This window comes from Bradyrhizobium sp. B097 (genome assembly GCF_038957035.1).
In the GTDB taxonomy this organism is placed as follows: Bacteria; Pseudomonadota; Alphaproteobacteria; order Rhizobiales; family Xanthobacteraceae; genus Bradyrhizobium.
Map to the genome: position 1 here is coordinate 1,557,904 of NZ_CP152412.1, position 15,503 is coordinate 1,573,406.

Consider the following 15,503-nt stretch of genomic DNA (forward strand, 5'->3'; position numbering starts at 1 on the left):
AATTCATATGCAGAGGACATTCCCATGACGCGTTTATTTCGACGCTGGGTTGCCCGCGCAGTGCTCTCGCTCAGCATCGTCGCGGCGACCGTCAGCGCTTCCTACGGCCAGGAGAAAGTCGTCCGCATCGGCTATCAGAAATACGGCAAGCTGGTGCTCTTGAAGAGCAAGGGCTCGCTCGAGGAGAAGCTGAAATCGGTCGGCACCAAGGTGGTGTGGACCGAGTTTCCGTCCGGGCCGCCGCTGCTTGAAGCGCTCAATGTCGGCGCGATCGATTTCGGCAACACTGGCGAGGCGCCGCCGATCTTCGCGCAGGCCGCCGGTGCGCCGATCCAGTATGTCGCCTACGAGCCGCCGGCGCCGAAAGGCGAGGCGATCCTGGTGCCGAAGGACAGCCCGATCAAGTCGGTCGCCGGTCTCAGGGGCAAGAAGGTCGCGCTGAACAAGGGCTCCAACGTCCACTATCTGCTGGTGAAGGCGTTGGAGAAAGCCGGCGTCAAATATTCCGAGATCGAGCCGGTGTTCCTGGCGCCCGCCGATGCCCGCGCGGCGTTCGAGCGCGGCGCGGTCGATGCCTGGGTGATCTGGGATCCGTTCCAGGCCGCGGCGGAGGCCGCGACCGGCGCGCGCACCGTCGCCGACGGCACCGGCATCGTCGCCAACTATCAGTTCTACTTCGCCTCGAAGAAGTTCCTGCAGGCCGATCCGAAGATCGTCGAGCTCGTGCTGGCGCAGTTGAGCGAGGTCGATGACTGGGCCAAGGGCGATATCCACGCCGTCGCCGAACAGCTCGCGCCGAGCATCGGCCTGTCGGTGCCGGTGGTCGAGGTCGCGCTGAAGCGGCAGGCCTACGGCATCAAGCCGGTCACCGCCGCCGTGATCGCGGATCAACAACAGGTCGCCGACACGTTCTTCACGCTCGGCCTGATCCCCAAACAAATCAAGATTTCCGACGTCGCATGGAGGCCGGGCACGTGAGCACCCCAACCAACGCCAATATCCTCTGGTTCCTGCCGACCCACGGCGACAGCCGCTATCTCGGCACGTCGATCGGCGGCCGCGAGGTGAACTTCAACTATCTGCGCCAGATCGCACAGGCTGCGGACCAGCTCGGCTATTACGGCGTGCTGCTGCCGACTGGGCGGAGCTGCGAGGATTCCTGGGTGGTGGCCTCAGCCGTCGCGCCCTGGACCGAGCGCCTGCGCTATCTTGTGGCGGTCAGGCCCGGCCTGCAGTCGCCGAGCGTTGCCGCCCGCATGACCGCGACCTTGGACCGGCTGTCGAACGGCCGTCTCTTGATCAACGTCGTCACCGGCGGCGATCCGATCGAGAACAAGGGCGACGGCATCTTCCTCGACCACGATGAACGCTACGCGGTGACGCGCGAGTTCCTCAACGTCTACAGCGATCTGCTGGCAGGCAAGACGGTCAATGTCGAAGGCAAGCACATCCGGATCGAGGATGGCCGCCTGCTGTTCAATCCCGTGCAGTCGCCGCGCCCGCCGCTGTATTTCGGCGGCTCGTCGGATGCCGGCATCGACGTCGCGGTCGACACCGTCGACAAATATCTGACCTGGGGCGAGCCGCCGGCGCAGGTCGCCGAGAAGATTGCCAAGGTGAAGGCCGTTGCCGCCCAACGCGGCCGCAAGCTGTCGTTCGGCATCCGCCTGCATGTGATCGTGCGCGAGACCAACGCGGAGGCCTGGAAGGCCGCCGACGAGCTGATCCAGTACGTCACCGACGACACTATCGTTGCCGCGCAGAAGATCTTCGCGCGGATGGATTCGGTCGGCCAGCAGCGCATGGCGCAGCTGCATGGCGGCCGGCGCGACAAGCTCGAGATCAGCCCGAACCTCTGGGCCGGCGTCGGCCTGGTGCGCGGCGGGGCCGGCACCGCGCTGGTCGGCGATCCCCAGACCGTCGCCGCGCGGATCAAGGAGTATCAGGACGTCGGCGTCGATACCTTCATCATGTCGGGCTATCCGCATCTCGAGGAAGCCTATCGGTTCGCCGAGCTGGTGTTCCCGCTGCTGTCGCTGGCGCAGCCCGGCAACGTGACGCCGATCCGCGTCAACACCGGACCGTTCGGTGAGACCATCGGCAACGACTACCGTCCGCAGAAGCAGGCATCGCAATCATGAGTCTCATCGACAGTCTTCCGCGCCGCAAAGCGTTTTCGAGCGAAGTGGATGCCGGTTCGCGTGAAGAAAACGCGTCAGAACAAAAATCTGGAGCTCCATTCCGATCCCATCGGAACGGAAACAGCTCCAGCGCCCCGAAACTTCCAAAGGTCGATGGCCTGATCCCCTGGATCGTGCCGCTTGCGATCGTGCTGATCTGGCAGCTTGCCTGCGTCACCGGTTTCGTGCCCTCGCGCGTGCTGCCGGCGCCGACCGATGTCGCGCTGGCCGGGTGGAAGCTGCTGCTGTCAGGTGAACTGGTCCGCAACATCTGGGTCAGCTTCTGGCGCGCCTCGATCGGCTTTGTGATCGGTGGCGGCATCGGCTTTGCGTTCGGGCTCGCCAACGGGCTGTCGCAGCTGTCGGCGAAGCTCACCGACACCACGCTGCAGATGGTGCGCAACATCCCGCATCTGGCGCTGATCCCGCTCGTCATCCTGTGGTTCGGCATCGACGAGTCGGCAAAACTGTTCCTGGTCGCGCTCGGCGTGTTCTTCCCGATCTATCTCAACACGCTGCACGGCATCCGCACCGTCGATCCGCAGCTGATCGAGATGGGCCGCATCTACGGCATGACCGACGGCGAACTGTTCCGCCGGGTGATCTTCCCGGGCGCGCTGCCCTCGATCTTCGTCGGGCTGCGCTTCGCGCTCGGCATCATGTGGCTGACGCTGATCGTCGCCGAGACCATCGCTGCCTCGTCGGGCCTCGGCTACATGGCGATGCAGGCGCGCGAGTTCATGCTGATCGACGTGGTCGTGCTCTCGATCCTGATCTACGCCTTGCTCGGCAAGCTCGCCGACAGCGCCTCGCGGGCGCTGGAGCGACTGACTTTGTCGTGGCACCCCGCCTTCCAGAACAAGTGAGAATGAGAATGCAAGAAGCGCTTCGTTTCCAGCCCGTCGACGCCGAACCGGTCGTCGTGAAGGCGCGGCATTTGCGGCGGGTGGCGGAAGGCGCGGCCCGCGGGTTGTCGCTGAGCATTCGCGGCTTGCGCAAGGCGTTCGGCGACAATGAGGTGCTGCGCGGCATCGACCTGCACATCCCGGCCGGCCAGTTCGTCGCGATCGTCGGCCGCAGCGGCTGCGGCAAGAGCACGCTGCTGCGCCTGATCGCCGGGCTCGACGCGCCGACAGCGGGAAGCATTGCCTTCGGCGAACAGCCCCGGGCGCAGGACGTCCGCGTCATGTTCCAGGAGCCGCGCCTGCTGCCCTGGGCGCGGGTACTGTCCAATGTCGAGGTCGGGCTCGGGCGCGAGCGCTCGTCGGCCGACGCGCAGGCGCGCGCCGAGCGGGCGCTGGTCGAGGTTGGCCTCGGCGACAAGCGCGACCAATGGCCGGCGGTGCTGTCAGGCGGCCAGAGGCAGCGCGTGGCGCTGGCGCGGGCGCTGGTCTCCCAACCGCGCGTGCTGGCGTTCGACGAGCCGCTCGGCGCGCTCGATGCGCTGACTCGCATTTCGATGCAGCAATTGCTGGAGCGGGTCTGGCGCGACCAGGGCTTTACCGCGATCCTGGTGACACACGATGTCGCCGAGGCGGTCGCGCTTGCCGACCGCGTGCTGGTCATCGAGGACGGCCGGATCGCCGAGGATGTCACGATCGACCTGCCGCGGCCGCGCCGGCGCGGTTCGGCCGAGCTCGCCGCGCTGGAAGGCGAGATCCTGAAGCACCTGCTCGAGGGCAGCGAAGACACATCCGATCTGTGAGGTCGCCATGAATTCCGTCGTCCGCAATGTTTCGATCGAGCCCGCGGTGGCGGCCGATGAATTCCGTGGCGCGATGCGCCATCTCACCGGCGGCGTCAGCGTCATCACCGCCGGCCGGGGCAAGGATATTTCGGGCATGACGGTGACCTCGGTGTCGTCGCTGTCGGTCGAGCCGCCGTCGCTGATCGTCAGCATCAACCGCGCCGCCTCGTCGTGGCCGCTGATCGCGCGCCACGGCGTGTTCGGCGTCAACATCCTGACCGCGGATCAGCTCGACATCGCCGAGCGCTTCACCGGCAAGGGCGGCCTCAAGGGCGCCGACCGGTTCACGGGCGCCGAATGGACGACGCGCGCCTCGGGCGTGCCGTTGCTGGTCGGAGCGCTGGCAGCGATCGACTGTGAGGTCGAGGAGGTCATCGAGCGGCATTCGCACGCGATCGTCATCGGTCGCGTGCTCGATGTGATCGCATCGGAGCGCACCGCCGCGCTGGCGTATTGGCACGGCGAATATGTCGCGATCGACCGCGACGAAGGCGCCGCCAGGCTGGCCGAGGTCAGCCTGCCGTCGCGTCACGTCCATGGTGTGCGCTAGCGCGCTGCTTGTCCGGATCAGGCGTCAGAACACTGCGCTCAGCGACGCCGGGCTGTCGATGATCACGGTGCTGCCGCGGACGCCAGCCCATACGGCCTGGATGGTCTGAGCTGTATTGCCCAGCGGGATGCCGACGACGAGCGTGGTCGGGATGCGGCCGAAGCTCGACGGGGTCTCGTTATAGGTGAAGCTCGCGACCACCGGCGAGACCTTGCCATTGACGGTGACGCCGAAACTGCCGCCCGGAATGTCGTTGCCCGTGGCGTAGGGATTCGGAACGTTGAGGGTGATGATCGCGGTGGTGCCGACGCCCTCCGGGATCGTCAGGCTGAGGCCTTGCATCGGCGTGAAAGTCCCGGAGTTGGTGGACAACGTGCCGGCGGTCTGCGCGTAAAGGGCCATATCACTCTCCAGTTGTCGAAATATAAAAGCGCAATAGGAGATTGAATAAGGCAACTGGCCGCAAGACTCAAGGGATGAATGGCAAGGGAACGTCAACGGGGCCGGCGCGGCATGTTGGCCGTGGCGCTTTGCCGGCAAGCGCACTAAAAGCCGCGGATGTTTCGCAGACGTGACGGTTCGATGAAGCGCGTGGGAGCCTGGCTGTTCTATGTCGTCGGCGCAATCGCCGTCGCGTATCTTGCGCTCTATGCGTATGTGACCTTCACCGGCCGCGACATCACACCCGGCGATCCGATCCGGATTTTTCGCAAGCCCGATGCGCCCAACTATTCGTGAGGCGCGGCCGTCGCGGCGGGATCACCCGCCGCTGCTCTTTCTCAGCCGGCGCTCGCCATGCGCTGATAATCGGGCGCGCCGTTGCCGGCCGGGGTGATCGGGATGCCGCCGTCGGCATATTCGTTCAGCTTGTTGCGCAGCGTGCGGATCGAGATGCCGAGGATGTTGGCCGCATGGGTGCGGTTGCCGAGGCAGTGCTTCAGCGTTTCCAGGATCAAATCGCGTTCGACGTCGGCGACGGTGCGGCCCACCAGCGCGCGGGTGACCTGCTCGGCGGCCAGCGTGGCATGCGCGACCGCGGGCGCGGTCTTGGCGAGGTCGAGACGGTCGCCGTCGGGGGTCAGGATCGCGTCGGCACCGATTTCGTCGCCCTGCGCCATCAGGACCGAGCGATGGATGGTGTTCTCGAGCTCGCGGACGTTGCCCTGCCAGCGGTTCGCAGTCAGGACGCGGCGGGCCTCGGTCGAGATCGGGCGGACCGCCACGCCGTTGGCTTCGGCATATTTCTTGGCGAAATGCTGCGCCAGTTCGATGATGTCGGCCGGACGATCGCGCAGCGGCGGGATCTTCAGGTTGACGACGTTGAGGCGGAACAGCAGGTCCTCGCGGAAGCTGCCTTCGCGTACCGCCTCCGACAGATTGCGGTTCGAGGTCGCGATGATGCGGATGTCGACCGGAACCGGCTTGGTGCCGCCGACGCGGTCGATCACGCGCTCCTGGATCGCGCGCAGCAGCTTGGACTGCAGGCGGACATCCATCTCGGAGATTTCGTCGAGCAGCAGCGTGCCGCCGGTCGCTTCCTCGAACTTGCCGATGCGGCGCGCCACCGCGCCGGTGAAGGCGCCCTTCTCATGGCCGAACAGCTCGGATTCCAAGAGGTGCTCGGGGATCGCAGCGCAGTTGATCGAGATGAACGGCCGCTTGGCGCGGGCCGAGCGGGAGTGGACATAGCGCGCCAGTACCTCCTTGCCGGTGCCGGACTCGCCGGTGATCATCACGGAGGCGTCCGAGCCCGCGATCTGCTGCGCGAGCCTGATCACCCGGCCCATCGCCTCGTCGCGATAAATCAGGTCGCGCGCGTCGTTGGCGACCGCGGCGAGCACGGCTGCGATCAGCTCGGGGTCCGGCGGCAGCGGGATGTATTCCTTGGCGCCGGCGTGGATCGCGGCGACCGCGGCGCGGGCATCGTTGGAGATGCCGCAGGCGACGATCGGCACGTGGATGTGTTCGGCCTCGAGCCGCATCACGAGGTCGCGGATGTCGAGGCCGACATCAACCAGCAGGAGGTCGGCGCCCTTGCCGCTGCGCAGCACGTTCATCGCCTGCTCGGCGGCCTCGGCGTGGGTCACCGAGGCGCCGTTGTCCATCGCGATCTTGGTCGCGATCGTGAGCTGGCCCTTCAGGGTGCCAACGATGAGAAGCCGCATGATGATCTCCTGTTCGTCTGGTCGCGCAGGTTCCGCGCGCTACCGTCAAGTTGTTACGAGCGTTCTGCCTTGATGATTTCTGTCATGGTCACGCCGAGCTTGTCTTCCACCAGCACCACTTCACCACGCGCCACCAGGCGGTTGTTGACGTAGATGTCGATCGCCTCGCCGACGCGGCGGTCGAGCTCGAGCACGGTGCCCGGTCCGAGCTTCAAGAGGTCGCCGACGTCCATCTTGGAGCGGCCGAGCACCGCCGAGACCTGCACCGGCACGTCGAACACGGCCTCGAGGTCGGCGGCGATGCGCGCGGCATTTTCGTCCTCGTTGTAGCCGATGTCGTCGATCCCGGGCGCGTCCGCGGCGTTGAGATCGGGAAGCGGGACGTGGGTGTCGGTGTCGCTCATGGTTCAGCCCTCAATCCTTCAGCCGGTCTGGCCGCGGGACGCCAGATAGCGCCCGACGAGTTCGTTGATCTTGCCTTCGATCGCGGCGCGCTCCAGCACCACGCCGCCGTCGGCCCATTCGATTCGGCAGTCGCCGGTCGCAATCGTGGGCTCGGCCAGGATGACCAGCCGGCCCTGGAAGCCGGAATGCGCCGCCACCCGCTCGATATTGTCCTGCGCCGCCTCGTAGAGTGCGTCATTGATGCGGACCACGAGATGCGGCGTCGCGACCAGATGCGAGAAGCATTCGGAGACCAGCGCGGTGATCTCGCCGAGCGGCTCGCGTGCCACCAGTTCGGAGCAGAGTTTGCGGGCGACCGCGACCGCGACATCCACGGCCTCGGTCTCCATCCGCGTCTCGATGCCGGCAAAGCGGGCGGCGATGCCCTTGATCGCGGTGCCGATCTCTTCCAGCGCCTGCGCGGCGCGGCGATCGCTCTCGACCTTGGCCTCGCGCAGCGCCGCCTCATAGCCGGCGCGATAGGCCCGCGCCTCGGCGTCGGCGACCTTCTGCGCGACCTCGGCCGGGGTCGGGGCGCGCTCGCGCGAACGGTCCGGCGCCGAGAAGTCCGTGTCGAACAGGAATTTTGCGGGTGCGGCCATCAGTACACCAGCTCGTCGTCGGCGCGGTTCTTGGTCAGGGTGATCTCGCCGCGGGCGGCGAGGTCCTTGGCGAGGTTGACCAGCAGCGCCTGGGCCTCGTCGACGTCGCGCAGGCGCACCGGGCCCATCGCGGCCATGTCGTCCATCAGCATCTTGCCGGCGCGCGAGGACATGTTGCCGAGGAAGAAGCTGCGCACCTCCTCGTTGGCGCTCTTCAGCGCGACACCCAGCTTGTCCTTGTCGATGTTGCGCATCAGCGTCTGGGCCGAGGCGGAATCGAGCTTGATCAGGTCGTCGAAGGTGAACATCAGCGCCTTGATGCGCTCGGCGGATTCGCGGTTTTCCTCTTCCAGCGAGGTGATGAAGCGGGTCTCGGTCTGGCGGTCGAAATTGTTGAAGATCTCGGCCATCACCTCATGGGCGTCGCGGCGGCGGGTCTGCGACAGGTTCGACATGAACTCGGTGCGCAGCGTCTGCTCGACGCGCTCGATGACTTCCTTCTGCACCGCCTCCATCCGCAGCATGCGGCCGACCACGTCGAGCGCGATGTCCTCGGGCAGGATCGCCAGCACGCGCGCGGCGTGCTCCGGCTTCAGTTTCGACAGCACCACGGCGATGGTCTGCGGATATTCGTTCTTGAGGTAGTTGGCGAGCACCTCTTCCTGCACGTTGGAGAGCTTCTCCCACATGTTGCGCCCGGCGGGACCGCGGATCTCGTCCATGATGCCGGTGACGCGCTCGGCCGGCAGATATTGCTGCAGCAGCCGTTCGGTGGCGTCGAAATTGCCCATCAGCGCGCCCGAGGCCGACATCCGCGAGACGAATTCCAGCATCAGGTCCTCGACCACGTCGGCCTCGACGGTGCCGAGCGTCGACATGTGGACCGAGAGCTCGCGGACCTCCTCGTCGTCGAGCATCGACCAGATCTTGCCGCCATACTGCTCGCCGAGCGCGAGCATCAGGATCGCGGCGCGCTTCGGGCCGGGCAGCGGCTTGCCCTTGGGCCGGGCGCTCTGCCGGTTCGCCAGCGTCGAGAGGACGGTGGCGATGTCGTTGGCGTTGGTGGTCTGGGGTACGGCGGCCATGTCAGTTCTCTACCGGCTCGCTCAGCCATTGTCGGACGATGGAGACGGTTTCGTTCGGATTGCGCTCGGCGAGCTCGCCGACCCGGTGCACGGCCTGGGCGTGGACCTGGCCCTGGATCTGGGCGACGTCGATCAATTGCGCTGCGCCGCTGCCGCTCGGGATCAGCGCCTGGCCGGGCGCACCGGCGCTCTCGGCATGGGCTTCGGCCAGCGCGGGCAGGCCCGCGCCGCCGCCCAGCGCCGGAATGACGTCGGCCGCCACGATGCGCTTGACCAGCGGACGGACCACCATGAACAGCACGACGAGGCCGAGCATCATCATGACGCCGAGCTCGATGACGTACATCACGTCATCCTTGGTGAACTGCAGCATGCCGAGCAGGCCGGTCGGCTCCGCGATCGGCTGCGCGGTCGGCGGCTCGGCGAAGCGGAGGTTGACGACCTCGACCTGGTCGCCGCGCTTCTGGTCGAAGCCGATCGCGGAGCGGACCAGGGCGGCAATGCGGTCGAGCTGCTCCTTGGTGCGGTCCTGGTAGACCATCTCGCCTTTTTCGTTCTTGGCGTAGGCGCCGTCGACCAGCACCGCGACCGAGATGCGGTTGACGCGGCCGGCCTCGGTCACCTCGGTCTTGGTGGTGCGGGAAATCTCGTAATTGTTGGTTTCCTCGCTCTTCTTGCTCTGGTCGCGGGCGCGGGCGGCGTTGTCCTGGTTCTGGTTGCCCGGCAGCTCGTTGGCGACGGTGACCTGGCCGGAATTGTCGGCGGTGAGGCTCGATTCCTCGCGGGTCTGGGTCGAGCGCAGCACGCGGCCCTCAGGGTCGAACTTGTCCGAGGTCTGGGTGATCTTGTTGTAGTCGAAGTCGGCGGAGAGCTGGACGCGGGCGCGGCCGGCGCCGACCACCGAGGAGACGATGTCCTCGACCTGCTTGCGCATCCGCTTCTCGAAGGCGGCGCGGCGCTCGTCGCCGACCGCGGCATCGGCATCGGATTGGGCGCCGTCGGCGAGCAACTGGCCGGCCTCGTCGACGATCGAGACCCGCTGCGGCTTCAGTCCGTTGACGGCGGAGGCGACGACATGGCGGATCGCGCGGATCTGCTGCGGTTCCAGCGCGCCACGCACCCTGAGCACGATCGAGGCGGATGGTTCCGGCGTCTCGCGCGAGAACAGCGGCTTTTCCGGCAGCACGAGGTGGACGCGCGCGGCCTGGACGCGGTCGATGGCGCGGATGGTGCGGGCGAGCTCGCCCTCCAGCGCCCTCAAATGATTGATGTTCTGGACGAAGCTCGTGGTGCCGAGCGCGTCCGATTTGTCGAAGATCTCGTAGCCGACGCCGCCGCCCTTGGGCATGCCGCCCTCGGCGAGCTTCATCCGGAGCCGCGTCACCTTGTCTTTCGGCACCATGATCGCGGCGCCGTCGCTGCGCAGCTCGAACGGGATCGCCTGGCGCTCCAGTTCCTTGATAATGGCCGAGGAATCCTCGGTCGACAGGTCGGTGAAGAGGGTGGTCATCTGGGGCGTGGTGACGCGCATGATGACGAACGCGAAGAAACCGATCAGGGCCGCGGTGACCGCAACCATGGCCGCGAGGCGGGCCGCACCAAGACCTCTGAAGAAAGCAACCAGACTTTGCACCAACGGCCCCCAGGGATTCGGCCCACGCGGGTCCGACTGGGCAAATATTGCCTAGGGTATGGTTTCCATATGGTTAACGAAGGTTAAGAACCGCGGCAAAAACGCGGACATGAAAAAAACCGGCTTCGCAAAGCGAGGCCGGTTTTCGTCAAATACCACGGTTTAGGCGAAACTTACTGCCGGTACTGCTGGATACGTGTGGTGCGCAGCCCGGCCAGACCATGCTGGTCGATCGAGAACTGCCAGGAAAGGAACTCGTCGACGGTCAACGTGTAGCGGCTGCAAGCCTCCTCAAGGGAGAGCAGGCCGCCGCGGACCGCAGCGACGACTTCGGCCTTGCGGCGGATGACCCACCGCTTGGTACCGGGGGCCGGCAAATCCGCAATCGTTAACGGGCTGCCGTCAGGCCCGATGACGTATTTCACCCTCGGGCGATGGGGTTCTGTCATGGCGTACTCACAAACTCTCAACCACTGAACTCGCAATTGGTAACCTACGCCCACCGGTTTAAAATTTGCCTAAGCCCAAGCGTTCAATACGAATCTCGTTGGAACGGCCGGGAACAGCGGACCGGCGGGCTGCCGGATCGGCCGACAGAGCTGCTTGGTTGTCGTTCCGTCAGGCGGCGGAGCAAGCAGTACCCCTCTCCCTAGCCCTCCCCCGCAAGGGGGGAGGGAACCCTCGCGCCGGTGCGTCCCTCACATGCAATTGGGTTGCTCAACGTGAGGTGAGCACACTTCTCAGGCACCCTCCCCCCTTGCGGGGGAGGGTGGGGAGAGGGGTGGCCCCGGGCGAGATGATCAATTTGAATCTCGCTTTCGCAATCCGGCCCGCGTCACGACATGTGTCGAAACATTGCCGGACGGACCGTCATCACTTCTCTTTGACAACAGCGTAGCGCCGTAACGACGCGCTCTCTCTTGCGTAGGAGTCGTTGTCCGCTCACCGCAGGTGGGCGCGTTTCCCCAATCACTCCATCCGAGCCCTTGTCATGATGATGAACAGACGCACCTTCTCGACCGCCTTGCTTGCGGGCGCTGCAGCTTCGCTGGTGTCCTCGCGCGGCATCGCCGCAACGCAGCCGCCGGTGAAGGCGCGCAACGTCGTGCTGGTGCACGGCCTGTTCGCCGACGGCTCGTGCTGGTCCGAGGTCATTCCGCGCTTGCAGGCCGCGGGGCTCAATGTGACATCCGTGCAAAATCCGTTGACCACGCTGCCGGAAGCGGTCGCATCGGCGCAGCGTGTGCTTGATCGTCAGGATGGCCCAACCGTTCTGGTCGGCCATTCCTTCTCCGGCATGATCGTCACCGAGGCCGGCGTGCATCCGAATGTTTCGGCGCTGGTCTATGTCGCCGCGCGCGCACCCGATGCGGATGAGGACTACACCGCGCTGGCCAAAACTTATCCGACGCCGCCCGCGAGCGCCGGCATCGTGTTCGATGGCGACGAGGGCCGGCTGAGCGAGGAGGCGTTCCTGCGCGATTTCGCCGGCGACATCCCGGAAGCGAAAGCAAAAGTGCTCTATGCCGTGCAGCAGCCGTTCCACAAGCAATTGCTGGCGGGCAAGACCAGCCACGCGGCCTGGCGCAGCAAGCCGAGCTACTACGCCGTCTCGGCCGAGGATCGCACCATCAATCCGGATCTCGAACGCTTCATGGCCAAGCGGATGGGCGCCACCACGATCGAGGTGAAGGCCAGCCATCTTGCGTTGATCTCGCAGCCCGAGCCGATTGCGCGGCTGATCCTCGAGGCCGCGGGCCGGTCGGAGTGAGCATCGGCGGCAAGCGTGCTTCGGCAGCAAACTCCGTTCCGCCTCGCCCCGCGTGCGGGGAGAGGTCGGAATGGTTGCATCGCGAATGCGTGTGCGCCCGAACCTGGCAAACAGCCGATGTCCGGCACGATCCAAATTTCATCAAGGGCAGTACGTCGACGGAGCGGTGACGGCTCTCAACTGTGCATCAAGAACGGTCCCGCGTGCGCGATCCTCAACTTTCCGATTTGTAACGGCTGCGGGCATTTTCCAATCAACTGCGCCTACCGCAGGCTTGCGCTTGGTGCTGAGCGCGTTCAGGAGCGCCGCGACGGCGGTCATCATCAAGACGCCGCCGAGACTGAGCGCGATCTGCATCGCAGGCCGGTTCGAGATGTTGAACAGATCAAACTGGCTGACCAGCGCCAGGAGGACGCCGAGGCAATAGATCGGTAGCGAATTCTCGCCACACCACCGCGCGCCACGCAGCATCGGCGTCGATAGTCCTCGCCAACCCGCGGGAACAAGCCATGACGCCACGATCGCGAGAGCCAGGAAATGCAGTAGCCGCAACGGGCTCAGATTCGATTTGTCCAATGGAAACAGTAGGTCCGTCACGGTCTGCGGCAGCGCCTTGATGTGCTGGCCGAGGGCAAGGACGAGGCTCGTCGCGAGAAAGAGAGTGGAAAGGACCAGCGCGGGGCGCGACGTTATCCAATCCCGGATTGTCTTCCCCTCGATGACGTACCATGCGCCCAGCACGACCAGAAACTGCCATGCCAGCGGGTTGAAGAACCAGACGCCGTCGGGCCAGGCGGGAACGCGCCAGCCGAAGATGTGCACCGGCGCATAGAGCAACAGCGAAAGGCCGAGCGTCACGTTTGGTGCGCGCAGCAGCAGCCACAACAATGGTGCGAACAACACGTGGCAGATCACAAAGACCGGCAAGACATCGGTATTGACAGGGCGGAATTGCAGGATCGCGGCGTGCGCAAGCGCGGCGCCCGGACGTTCGAACAAAACGCGCGTATTGCTGTCATCGGCAAGATGATCGCTGCCCGCGACGTAGACGAGCACGGCGCAAGCGAGCGCGAGCAAGAGAAAGGCCGCATAGATATCCCATGCCCGCCACAGCGAGCGGCTGACCATGCCTCTCCAGCCGTCACGCTGACGGGCTCTGCCGTAGGCCAGCGCGCACGTCACGCCCGAAATGAACATGAATATTTCGGCGGCATCGCAGAAGCCGTAGTTGCGCAGCGTCAGCCAGCTTCCGACGTTATTTGGAACGTGATCGAGAAAGATCCACCATAACGCGATCCCGCGACAGACGTCGATGCGCGGGTCGCGACCGGTCGATCTGAATTCCGGCGGAGTTTCGCCGATCAATCGCTTCGAGGTGTGGGTTCGATCATGCATCTGTCGATCTGTCTGGCGTGCGCGCGGCCTCGTCGGGCGCAAATCCATAGAACGCTTGGATGCTCCAAGGCGTGCGCGTGCCGGACCAGCCTCCGGCCAACCAATGGGATTGTGCGCTCCGGCTACCCGAGGGTTGGCGGCGCTTTCGCCGGCCAGCCGCAATCAAGGGGCCCGGAACGATCGCCGTCTTCCGGCGGCGCCTGCAGGACTTCGCCGACGAGCGGTATCAAAAGCTGCTTTCGCATTTCGGCGAGGCGGGCACGACAGTACTCGTGATAAAGCATGTCGAATATGATGGACATGATCGAACGCCTTCCTGATCACTGAGGTTGACTTCCCACGTGACAGATTTCGACCACTTCAACCGGCGGCCAAAAGCCAACAGTGCCGCCGGCATTTTATGTCCGACTAATCTGCTCAGCGATTTGGCTAGAGCAGCGAAATAAAATCGGTATCTGCAATCATTCAAAACAACCTGCCCGCGGCTCCGTAAACCGGATCAAGTGCGAACAGGGGCATCAAGCTGATCTGCGCTTGCGTGCCGCCAGGGATGTCCAATGAATCCGTTGGCGGCAATTACAGATAGAGCCGTCACGACCGTCTCCTCCTAAGGGAGAAATAAAGGCCGCGACTTTCGCGATCAATATAGACGTAATATTCTGACCCACATGTGAACCAGTTCACATCTGCGTCGATCACAGGCAAATCAGACTAGCAGATCGATAGCATGGCTTCTTGGACTTGCGCGCACGGACCCTGAGAAGGCCGGTGCGTGAATTGCAAAATGCAGACATTGAAAAATGCAGACATTGAAAATGGTGTGCCGCAGCATTTCATCCTGATGCTCTGCGAAGGCTGGAGGTCCCCATGCCTACGGACGCAGCCGATTTTGCATCGTATCGATTTTCGACGCGCGACCTTCCGGAGCGCATTCGTATCCCTCTCTGGCGCGAGCACTTTGGGCGATGCGTCGTGCATGCCGATATCGAGCCGCTGTCAAGCATTCCAATCCAGGCCGATGCGTCCCTGCAGGCGATCCAGGGCTTGCGTATGCTCGCGCTGAAGGGCACGTCGATGTGCTTCAAGCGTTCGCAAGCGAACATCGCCGATGGTGATGATTCCGTCGGCCTCATCTTCTGCTCTCCCGGCAGAAGTCGGCTATCGCAGCGCGGCCGCGAAGTTGAGCTTCGCGCCGGCGATGCGATTGCAATTCTGCATTCGGAGCCCGCGAGCGTAACCTATGTAGATGGATTGCAATTTGGCCTCGCGGTGCCGCGCGCGGAGCTTGAACAGCGCGTATCGGATGTCGAAAGCCTGGCCATGCGGCCGATTGGGCAACGCAAAGAAGCATTCCGGCTATTCGCTGCGTATCTGAAGTCGGTCCTCAAGGCGAGAGCACTGACTGCTCCGAAACTTCGTCATACGGTCGTGACCCATATCCACGATCTCGTCGCACTCGCGATCAGCGAGTGTCCTGCCTTGGGCGAGAGCGGCGCGAGCGCCGTCGTGGCTGCGCGGCACAGTGCAGCACTCGACTACATCACCGCACACTTTCAGGAGCCCGGGCTCAGCGTTCAAACGGTCGCACGTTGCCAGGGCATCTCGCCACGCTATCTGCAACGCCTGATGGCGTCATCGGGAACGTCGTTCACGGAGCGCTTGAACGAATTGCGTCTCCAGCGGGCGTTCGAACTGCTGACCGGGTCCCACGCCGGCTGTCAGCGAATCTCCGACATCGCGCTAGAGGTTGGTTTTTCGGATGTTTCGCATTTCAACCGCTTGTTCCGAATTCGCTTCGACGATTCTCCGCGCGGCGTTCGGCTTGCCCGAAGAGGGGCCAACTGAGCCGCGTGCCCAGACCGCCCCGTGTGCAATGCCCGCCATTATCGCGGGGGTGTCGGCCGCCAGGACAGGTCGTCGGACCAGAGGTA

17 protein-coding genes are annotated in these 15,503 nt (G+C 64.7%); 8 read left to right on the forward strand and 9 right to left on the reverse strand.

What is annotated here, in order from left to right:
• Nucleotides 1–24: 24 nt before the first annotated feature.
• The 5 genes from AAFG07_RS07130 to AAFG07_RS07150 all read left to right on the forward strand — a co-directional run bounded on the left by AAFG07_RS07130 (nt 25) and on the right by AAFG07_RS07150 (nt 4,477).
• Nucleotides 25–978, forward strand: coding sequence for a sulfonate ABC transporter substrate-binding protein (locus AAFG07_RS07130; protein WP_342726615.1), 954 nt, complete (start codon nt 25–27; stop codon nt 976–978).
• A complete protein-coding gene (gene ssuD, locus AAFG07_RS07135; RefSeq protein WP_342726616.1) occupies nt 960–2,141 on the forward strand; it encodes an FMNH2-dependent alkanesulfonate monooxygenase in 1,182 nt (393 codons plus the stop codon). Before AAFG07_RS07130 ends, ssuD begins: the two co-directional genes overlap by 19 nt.
• A gap of 158 nt (nt 2,142–2,299) precedes the next feature.
• Nucleotides 2,300–3,046, forward strand: coding sequence for an ABC transporter permease subunit (locus AAFG07_RS07140; protein WP_342729074.1), 747 nt, complete (start codon nt 2,300–2,302; stop codon nt 3,044–3,046).
• Nucleotides 3,047–3,054: 8 nt separating this feature from the next.
• Nucleotides 3,055–3,885, forward strand: a complete 831-nt coding sequence (locus AAFG07_RS07145) for an ATP-binding cassette domain-containing protein (RefSeq protein WP_342726617.1) — start codon at nt 3,055–3,057, stop codon at nt 3,883–3,885.
• 7 nt (nt 3,886–3,892) lie between these two features.
• On the forward strand, nt 3,893–4,477 hold the full coding sequence (locus tag AAFG07_RS07150; protein WP_342726618.1) for a flavin reductase family protein: 585 nt from the start codon (nt 3,893–3,895) through the stop codon (nt 4,475–4,477).
• Between the two features lie 24 nt (nt 4,478–4,501).
• On the opposite strand, the gene AAFG07_RS07155 is transcribed toward AAFG07_RS07150, so the two are convergent.
• Nucleotides 4,502–4,879: a hypothetical protein gene (locus tag AAFG07_RS07155; RefSeq protein ID WP_342726619.1), complete on the reverse strand. Its 378-nt coding sequence runs from the start codon at nt 4,877–4,879 to the stop codon at nt 4,502–4,504.
• Nucleotides 4,880–5,059: 180 nt separating this feature from the next.
• Here AAFG07_RS07155 and AAFG07_RS07160 point away from each other — a divergent pair, with 180 nt between their 5' ends.
• Nucleotides 5,060–5,215: a hypothetical protein gene (locus AAFG07_RS07160; RefSeq protein WP_342726620.1), complete on the forward strand. Its 156-nt coding sequence runs from the start codon at nt 5,060–5,062 to the stop codon at nt 5,213–5,215.
• A gap of 41 nt (nt 5,216–5,256) precedes the next feature.
• On the opposite strand, the gene AAFG07_RS07165 is transcribed toward AAFG07_RS07160, so the two are convergent.
• The 6 genes from AAFG07_RS07165 to AAFG07_RS07190 all read right to left on the reverse strand — a co-directional run bounded on the left by AAFG07_RS07165 (nt 5,257) and on the right by AAFG07_RS07190 (nt 10,855).
• Nucleotides 5,257–6,642, reverse strand: coding sequence for a sigma-54 dependent transcriptional regulator (locus AAFG07_RS07165; RefSeq protein ID WP_342726621.1), 1,386 nt, complete (start codon nt 6,640–6,642; stop codon nt 5,257–5,259).
• Nucleotides 6,643–6,695: 53 nt separating this feature from the next.
• Nucleotides 6,696–7,046: a flagellar motor switch protein FliN gene (fliN, locus tag AAFG07_RS07170; RefSeq protein WP_021076999.1), complete on the reverse strand. Its 351-nt coding sequence runs from the start codon at nt 7,044–7,046 to the stop codon at nt 6,696–6,698.
• A gap of 18 nt (nt 7,047–7,064) precedes the next feature.
• A complete protein-coding gene (locus tag AAFG07_RS07175) occupies nt 7,065–7,688 on the reverse strand; it encodes a FliH/SctL family protein (RefSeq protein ID WP_342726622.1) in 624 nt (207 codons plus the stop codon).
• Complete coding sequence (gene fliG / locus AAFG07_RS07180; protein ID WP_021077001.1) at nt 7,688–8,773, reverse strand: flagellar motor switch protein FliG; 1,086 nt, start codon at nt 8,771–8,773, stop codon at nt 7,688–7,690. Before fliG ends, AAFG07_RS07175 begins: the two co-directional genes overlap by 1 nt.
• A gap of 1 nt (nt 8,774) precedes the next feature.
• The gene (fliF, locus tag AAFG07_RS07185) at nt 8,775–10,406 is read right to left on the reverse strand and encodes a flagellar basal-body MS-ring/collar protein FliF (RefSeq protein WP_342726623.1); all 1,632 of its coding nucleotides are present in this window, start codon (nt 10,404–10,406) and stop codon (nt 8,775–8,777) included.
• A 173-nt stretch (nt 10,407–10,579) separates the two neighbouring features.
• The gene (locus AAFG07_RS07190) at nt 10,580–10,855 is read right to left on the reverse strand and encodes a DUF1153 domain-containing protein (RefSeq protein WP_002714638.1); all 276 of its coding nucleotides are present in this window, start codon (nt 10,853–10,855) and stop codon (nt 10,580–10,582) included.
• Between the two features lie 542 nt (nt 10,856–11,397).
• On the opposite strand from AAFG07_RS07190, the gene AAFG07_RS07195 reads away from it, so the two are divergent.
• Nucleotides 11,398–12,177 (forward strand): alpha/beta hydrolase, encoded by a 780-nt coding sequence (locus AAFG07_RS07195; RefSeq protein ID WP_342726624.1) that lies wholly within the window; start codon nt 11,398–11,400, stop codon nt 12,175–12,177.
• Nucleotides 12,178–12,318: 141 nt separating this feature from the next.
• Here the strand turns inward: AAFG07_RS07195 and AAFG07_RS07200 are convergent, their stop codons facing one another.
• Together AAFG07_RS07200 and AAFG07_RS07205 are read right to left on the reverse strand one after the other, a co-directional pair.
• The gene (locus tag AAFG07_RS07200; protein WP_342726625.1) at nt 12,319–13,572 is read right to left on the reverse strand and encodes an OpgC domain-containing protein; all 1,254 of its coding nucleotides are present in this window, start codon (nt 13,570–13,572) and stop codon (nt 12,319–12,321) included.
• Nucleotides 13,573–13,694: 122 nt separating this feature from the next.
• Nucleotides 13,695–13,874 (reverse strand): hypothetical protein, encoded by a 180-nt coding sequence (locus AAFG07_RS07205; RefSeq protein WP_342726626.1) that lies wholly within the window; start codon nt 13,872–13,874, stop codon nt 13,695–13,697.
• A gap of 565 nt (nt 13,875–14,439) precedes the next feature.
• On the opposite strand from AAFG07_RS07205, the gene AAFG07_RS07210 reads away from it, so the two are divergent.
• Entirely contained in the window at nt 14,440–15,417 is a 978-nt protein-coding gene (locus tag AAFG07_RS07210; protein WP_342726627.1) for an AraC family transcriptional regulator, read from the forward strand.
• Nucleotides 15,418–15,503: the final 86 nt, after the last annotated feature.

Excerpts from the sequence above, each read along its gene's own strand:
- AAFG07_RS07130 (WP_342726615.1), top strand. The coding sequence starts at position 25 with ATGACGCGTTTATTTCGACGCTGGGTTGCCCGCGCAGTGCTCTCGCTC.
- ssuD (WP_342726616.1), top strand. The coding sequence starts at position 960 with ATGGAGGCCGGGCACGTGAGCACCCCAACCAACGCCAATATCCTCTGG.
- AAFG07_RS07145 (WP_342726617.1), top strand. The coding sequence starts at position 3,055 with ATGCAAGAAGCGCTTCGTTTCCAGCCCGTCGACGCCGAACCGGTCGTC.
- AAFG07_RS07150 (WP_342726618.1), top strand. The coding sequence starts at position 3,893 with ATGAATTCCGTCGTCCGCAATGTTTCGATCGAGCCCGCGGTGGCGGCC.
- AAFG07_RS07155 (WP_342726619.1), bottom strand. The coding sequence starts at position 4,879 with ATGGCCCTTTACGCGCAGACCGCCGGCACGTTGTCCACCAACTCCGGG.
- AAFG07_RS07160 (WP_342726620.1), top strand. The coding sequence starts at position 5,060 with ATGAAGCGCGTGGGAGCCTGGCTGTTCTATGTCGTCGGCGCAATCGCC.
- AAFG07_RS07165 (WP_342726621.1), bottom strand. The coding sequence starts at position 6,642 with ATGCGGCTTCTCATCGTTGGCACCCTGAAGGGCCAGCTCACGATCGCG.
- fliN (WP_021076999.1), bottom strand. The coding sequence starts at position 7,046 with ATGAGCGACACCGACACCCACGTCCCGCTTCCCGATCTCAACGCCGCG.
- AAFG07_RS07175 (WP_342726622.1), bottom strand. The coding sequence starts at position 7,688 with ATGGCCGCACCCGCAAAATTCCTGTTCGACACGGACTTCTCGGCGCCG.
- fliG (WP_021077001.1), bottom strand. The coding sequence starts at position 8,773 with ATGGCCGCCGTACCCCAGACCACCAACGCCAACGACATCGCCACCGTC.
- AAFG07_RS07190 (WP_002714638.1), bottom strand. The coding sequence starts at position 10,855 with ATGACAGAACCCCATCGCCCGAGGGTGAAATACGTCATCGGGCCTGAC.
- AAFG07_RS07195 (WP_342726624.1), top strand. The coding sequence starts at position 11,398 with ATGATGATGAACAGACGCACCTTCTCGACCGCCTTGCTTGCGGGCGCT.
- AAFG07_RS07200 (WP_342726625.1), bottom strand. The coding sequence starts at position 13,572 with ATGCATGATCGAACCCACACCTCGAAGCGATTGATCGGCGAAACTCCG.
- AAFG07_RS07205 (WP_342726626.1), bottom strand. The coding sequence starts at position 13,874 with ATGTCCATCATATTCGACATGCTTTATCACGAGTACTGTCGTGCCCGC.
- AAFG07_RS07210 (WP_342726627.1), top strand. The coding sequence starts at position 14,440 with ATGCCTACGGACGCAGCCGATTTTGCATCGTATCGATTTTCGACGCGC.